At 63.3% G+C, this 5,488-nt stretch carries 5 protein-coding genes and 1 tRNA gene; 3 read left to right on the forward strand and 3 right to left on the reverse strand.

The window, feature by feature from the left end; translation table 11 throughout:
• Together NTX40_11405 and hisF are read left to right on the forward strand one after the other, a co-directional pair.
• The coding region (locus NTX40_11405; protein MCX5649681.1) for a DUF1080 domain-containing protein at positions 1–397 on the forward strand (397 nt) is incomplete at its 5' end.
• Between the two features lie 162 nt (positions 398–559).
• The gene (hisF, locus tag NTX40_11410; protein MCX5649682.1) at positions 560–1,324 is read left to right on the forward strand and encodes an imidazole glycerol phosphate synthase subunit HisF; all 765 of its coding nucleotides are present in this window, start codon (positions 560–562) and stop codon (positions 1,322–1,324) included.
• A gap of 24 nt (positions 1,325–1,348) precedes the next feature.
• Here hisF and NTX40_11415 read toward each other — a convergent pair whose 3' ends face one another.
• From NTX40_11415 to NTX40_11425, 3 genes are all read right to left on the reverse strand, one after another.
• The gene (locus NTX40_11415) at positions 1,349–2,752 is read right to left on the reverse strand and encodes an amidophosphoribosyltransferase (protein ID MCX5649683.1); all 1,404 of its coding nucleotides are present in this window, start codon (positions 2,750–2,752) and stop codon (positions 1,349–1,351) included.
• A gap of 161 nt (positions 2,753–2,913) precedes the next feature.
• Positions 2,914–3,156 carry a GIY-YIG nuclease family protein gene (locus NTX40_11420; protein MCX5649684.1) on the reverse strand — a complete coding sequence of 81 codons (243 nt, stop codon included), beginning with the start codon at positions 3,154–3,156 and terminating at the stop codon, positions 2,914–2,916.
• Positions 3,157–3,251: 95 nt separating this feature from the next.
• Positions 3,252–3,325, reverse strand: a tRNA-Val gene (locus NTX40_11425).
• 180 nt (positions 3,326–3,505) lie between these two features.
• On the opposite strand from NTX40_11425, the gene NTX40_11430 reads away from it, so the two are divergent.
• Positions 3,506–5,065 carry a DUF2961 domain-containing protein gene (locus tag NTX40_11430; GenBank protein ID MCX5649685.1) on the forward strand — a complete coding sequence of 520 codons (1,560 nt, stop codon included), beginning with the start codon at positions 3,506–3,508 and terminating at the stop codon, positions 5,063–5,065.
• Positions 5,066–5,488 lie beyond the last annotated feature (423 nt).

Raw genomic sequence — 5,488 nt, forward strand, 5'->3', positions numbered from 1 at the left:
CCGCACCGACAACATCAAGGACTGCGTCCAGACGGGCATCGAGGTCCAGGTCATCAACTCATGGGGCAAGGAGAACCCCGATAAGCACGATTGCGGCGCCATCTACGACTGCCTCGCCCCCTCCAAGAGCACGGTCAAAGAAAACGAGTGGAATCGCACCGTCATCACCTGCAAAGGACCGAAGATCACCATCGTCATGAACGGCGAACAGATCATCGACATGGACCTCGACAAGTGGACCGAGGCCCGGAAGAATCCGGACGGCACCGCGAACAAGTTCAACAAGGCCCTCAAGGACTTCAAACGCGAGGGCCACATCGGCCTGCAGGACCACGGCGCGTGGGTTACCTTCCGCAACATCCGCATCAAGCCCCTCGACGCCGCCAAAGCCGAGTAGGACCGACCCGCATCATCCGCAAGAGGGGCGCCCTCCGCCGTTGGGCGCCCTCCGCCGTTGGGCGCCCCCTTCATATTGACCGGCCGCCTGGCCCGTTGACATGAGCCGCCGCGCCCTTTACCTTGTCCAGCCGCCAACGAATCGAACGGAAAGGGACCTCGCATGGACTACCGGCGGATCATCCCCTGCCTGGACACGAAGAACGGCCGGCTCGTCAAGGGCGTCAACTTCGTCGACCTGAAGGAACTCGGCGACCCCGCCGAGGCCGGCGCCGCCTATAGCGAGGCCGGGGCCGACGAACTCGTCCTCCTCGACATCACCGCCACCCTCGAAGGACGCCGGACCCTCCTGGACGCCGTCCGCCGAACCGTCCGGCGCATCCGCATCCCGCTGACCGTGGGCGGCGGCATCCAGAGCGTCGCCGACATCCAGGCGCTTCTCGACCTCGGCGTGAGCAAGGTGTCGATGAACACGGCCGCGGTCCGCAATCCGGGTTTGGTCGAGGAGGCCGCAGAAAAGTTCGGCGGCGAGAAGGTCGTCGTCGCCATCGACACGCGCGCTTCGGACGGCGTCGCGTCCGGTTTCGAGGTGGTCGTTCGCGGCGGGACCGAGGCCACGGGCCTCGATGCCGTCGAATGGGCCAGGAAAGTCGTGGACCTCGGGGCCGGCGCCATCCTGCCGACCAGCATGGACGCCGACGGCACGCAGGCGGGCTACGACATTCCGATGACGCGGGCCATCGCCGATGCCGTCCGGGTTCCCGTCATCGCGTCGGGCGGGGCGGGCGCCCTCGAGCACCTCTACGAGGCCGTCGCCGACGGCCACGCCGACGCCGTCCTCGTGGCCTCTATCGCCCACTACGGAACGTTCACCATCCGCGAAATGAAAGAGTACCTGGCGGGACGCGGAATTCCGGTGCGCCTGTAGGGCTCACGTCGGCGCTCGGCGGCGTCAGCCCTCCGCGCCGTCCCAGCAATAGGTGCAGAGTTTCTCTTTCGGCAGGCCGATCGCCTTGACGAGGTCCGCAAGCCTCTGGTAGCGAAGCGACGTCAGGTTCAGCCGCTTCCGCACCGCCTCGACCATGGCCTGAAACCGCTTCGAGCCCTCGTCGGCATACTCCTCGACGTGCCGGTCCGCCGCGCCCTCCAGGGCGACCATGGCGGTCCGGGCGGCCAGGTCGAGTTCGCTGCGGGAGCGCGAAAAGTTCAGAAACTTGCAGCCGTACACGAGCGGCGGACACGCCGGACGCATGTGCACCTCCCGCGCGCCGCAGTCGTACAGCCGCTCGATGATGTCCTTCAGTTGCGTCCCCCGGACGATTGAGTCCTCGCAGAACAGGAGCCGTTTCCCTTCGATCAGTTCCTGGATCGGAATCAGTTTCATCCGCGCGACGACGTCGCGGATTCTCTGGTCCTGCGGCATGAAACTGCGGGCCCACGTCGGGGTGTACTTGACGAACGGCCGCTGGTACGGCACGCGGGCCTCGTTCGCGTAGCCGATGGCGTGGCCGGTTCCCGAATCCGGAATCCCGGCCACGAGGTCCACCTCGCGATCCTCGCGCCGCGCCAGCGCCGCCCCGCACCGGTTCCGCACCACCTCGACGTTGATCCCCTCGTAGTTCGACGCCGGGTACCCGTAGTACACCCACAGAAAAGCGCAGATCTGCATCTTCCCGCCGGGCGGGCGGCGCTGCTCCGCGCCCTCCTCGGTGATCCGCACGACCTCGCCCGGACCGAGATAGCGGTCGATCTCGTAGCCCAGGTTCGGAAACGCGCACGTTTCCATCGTGGCCGCGTACGCTCCGTCCTTTCGGCCGATGATGACGGGCGTCCGGCCGAGACGGTCCCGGGCCGCGTACATCCCGTCCTTCGTCAAGAGCAGGAGCGAACAGGACCCCTCGACGGCCTCCTGGGCCCGCGCGATGCCGGCCTCAAACGTCGCTTCCTGGTTGATGAGCGTGGCGACGAGTTCCGTCGGATTGACATCTCCGCCGGCCATCTCCGAAAAGTGGGTGGTCCGCCTCTTGAACGCCTCCTGCGCCAGGGCATCGCCGTTCCGCACGACGCCCACCGTCACGATGGCATAGGCGCCGAGGTGCGAACCGATGATGAGCGGCTGGTCCTCGAAATCGCTGATGACGCCGACGCCACGGCTCCCGCTCATCTTCCGAATGTCGTCCTCGAACTTCGAGCGGAACTGCGAGTTCGTGATGTCGTGGATGAAGCGCGTGAACCCCCCGAAATGAATCGCCGCCAGGCCGCCGCGCTTCGTCCCCAGGTGCGAGTGGTAGTCCGTGCCGTAGAACAGGTCCTCCACGCAATCCGTTCTCGAGGCCACGCCGAAGAATCCGCCCATGCCGACCTCCTTCTCCAGGGGAACCTGATACCGGGGTATCCTAGCGGCATTCGCGCGGGCTCGCAAGAGGCGTCTCGCGACCCGCCCCGCCCTGCTCGACCCGGCGCGATCGGCGGCGAGCCGGCGTGGTGGAACAAGCGTTCCAGTCAGCGAAATCGCCTCTACCAAAAGTGCCTCTTTGCGAAGGCGTGCCCCGAGCCGGATTTGAGGTATTTCTCGAACGCCTCAGCCTTCCGTGCATTCAGGAACCGGACCGCGATAACGCACTGCCACGGTCTGTACTTGTTGGTATGGGGCGACTTGCCCAAGTTGTGGTCTTTCAGGCGGCGGGTCAGATCATCGGTAATGCCGACGTATCTCCGGTGGGGATCTAACTCGCTCTCAAGAAGGTAGACGTACTTCACGGGCGTTCCCTTAAGTGCGTGGCCCTCCTTCGTCCCGGCGCGCCGGGACTACGGAGGGCACCCTGCATAGCCCGCCTTTGGCGGGCGACGCAGGGTGGGCGCTGGAGGACTCGAACCTCCGACCTCCTCCTTGTAAGGGAGGCGCTCTAGCCAACTGAGCTAAGCGCCCATCCGGACGCGCGGACGCAGTATACTCCCGCTGTGGCGGCCAAGCAAGGCCGCGGCCGCCTTCGCGTGCCGGGAAATTTTTGGGAAGACGCCTTGACAACACCCAAAACAGGAACGAAGATTAGTTTCGTCAGGCTACCGCTGTGGGGGTTGCGGTGGCCACGACAAGGGTAAAAACCCCGTGAACGGTTACGAAGAACTGGTCCTGGCCAGGGAAAACCGAACGAACATTTCACCTGAAAATCATCCCAAAATGAAATCCCCATTGTGTCTCCGCGCCCGCATCATCCGCTGCCTTCGACTGGTGCCCGTGCTGCTCATCGGCTCGTTTGCCGTTGCTCAAGATGGGGGGAATTCCGGTCCCATCCACTCCACATTCCCGGACCCCGCAGTTCCGATGATTCAGTTGCCAACCGAGTTCAGGACTCAACGAACCAATACCGAGGCCGCACTGAAGAAAGGCGAGTCCGTTGACATCCTGAACGTGAAAGGGCCGGGGGCCGTGCGGAGCATCTGGCAGTTGTTCGCACAGAATCTGGAAATCGAGGTGACCGTGGACGGAGCGGAGCAACCGCAGGTCCGCATTCCGGCTAACCCGTTTTACGGAATCATGCACGATTTGAAACCGTACTTCATCAACAGTGCAGGCATTGTCACCCTCCCCAACCCCGCGCCCGGGATGCCCGGGAATCCAGGATACAACTGCTACATGCCGATCCCGTTCAGCAAGTCGTGCCGGATCCGCATCCACGCCACGGACAATCAAACCGTCACGACGATGGTCAACTGGCATCAGTATCGGGAAGGTACGCCGCTTACTCCGTTCCGCTTTCATGCGGCATACAACCTCAAAAAGCCGGCCGTGCCGAGGGATGATTTCAGCATGCTGGAAACCGAAGGCCGTGGGTTTGTGGCGGGGCTCTTCATGGGGGCGATTCAGAAAGATCACAGCAACCTGGTGTTTCACACCGGTGGCATGAGGATCCTCATCGACGGCGAAACCGAACCCCATGCCATCCGCGGCCATAACATGGAGGACGACTACGGATTCACTTGGGGCTTCAATGACCGCCAGACGCCGTGGATCGGTTGTCCGTGGCATCAGAACCGCGGTCTCAAGGATCAGGACGGCGTGTTTTACCGCTTCTTCGGCCCCGATCCGATCGCGTTCCACTCGTCGATTTCCTTTTCGACCGGATGCCGGGCCGACGACACGGAGAGCGTTCTCTACTACTACCGAGTCCTCGGGAGCAAGGCACCGGAGGTCGCGACGCCGCAGCGGTGGCAGTTCACCGACCCATTTCCCGGCAGCAACACTTGGGAAGGCTTCAACCGGCAGGAATTCGTCGAGAACACTCCAGCCGGTGATTGGCCCGACGTCGTGAAACTGGGCGAGCAGTCGGTAAGAGTTCACTCGGTCGATAGCAAATACACATGGCTTTCGCTGAACCGCTACTTCCGCGAACTGAAAAACCATGCTGTCTATGCACGCACCACCATCGAGAGCGAGGTGGAGGGTGAAGCCGTCCTCCGCATTGCCTTGGACGATTGGGCGATCGTTTGGCTGAACGGAGAAAAAGTCGCCACGCTGCGGCACGAAAATGGATTGGAATCCGTTCGCATCCCGGTCCAACTCAAGCGGGGAAAGAACGAACTGCGCATCAAGACGACAAACACCAACAGCAACAATCGCGGATTGTGGGCTATCAGTTGCGTCTGGCAGAAAAAGGAAACTCGATAGTATGGTAAACCCCTTCCAGCGAATCGGCCCGGCGGCTCTGGCACTGGCCGGCCTGTGGTTGCCCGGCCCAGTATCAGCCGCCGCCGCCGGGGCGGCTGACCCCCAGCCCGCCGGCCTAGAGGGACTTCCCCGGCGGGACGTTCCGCAACACCCTCTCCAACGGCTCTTTCCACACCGCTCCCAAACCTCTCAACCCCTTCACCAGGGGTTCACGATGTCTGGGGCGCTTCCCACGTGCCGGGAAATGCAAGTTGACTCGCCCGCCGCCGCGACTATAGTCGCATCTCTTTGACCCCAACTCGGAAAGGGAAGGAATCGGCCATGGTCACCCTCAGCGGATTTGCCGACGAAATCGGACCCGACCTCGGCCTTCAGATCGAAACGCTCCGGAGCGAGGGCGTCCGCCACCTGGAACTGCGAGGC

The organism is Planctomycetota bacterium (assembly GCA_026387035.1).
Taxonomy (GTDB): Bacteria; Planctomycetota; Phycisphaerae; order FEN-1346; family FEN-1346; genus JAPLMM01.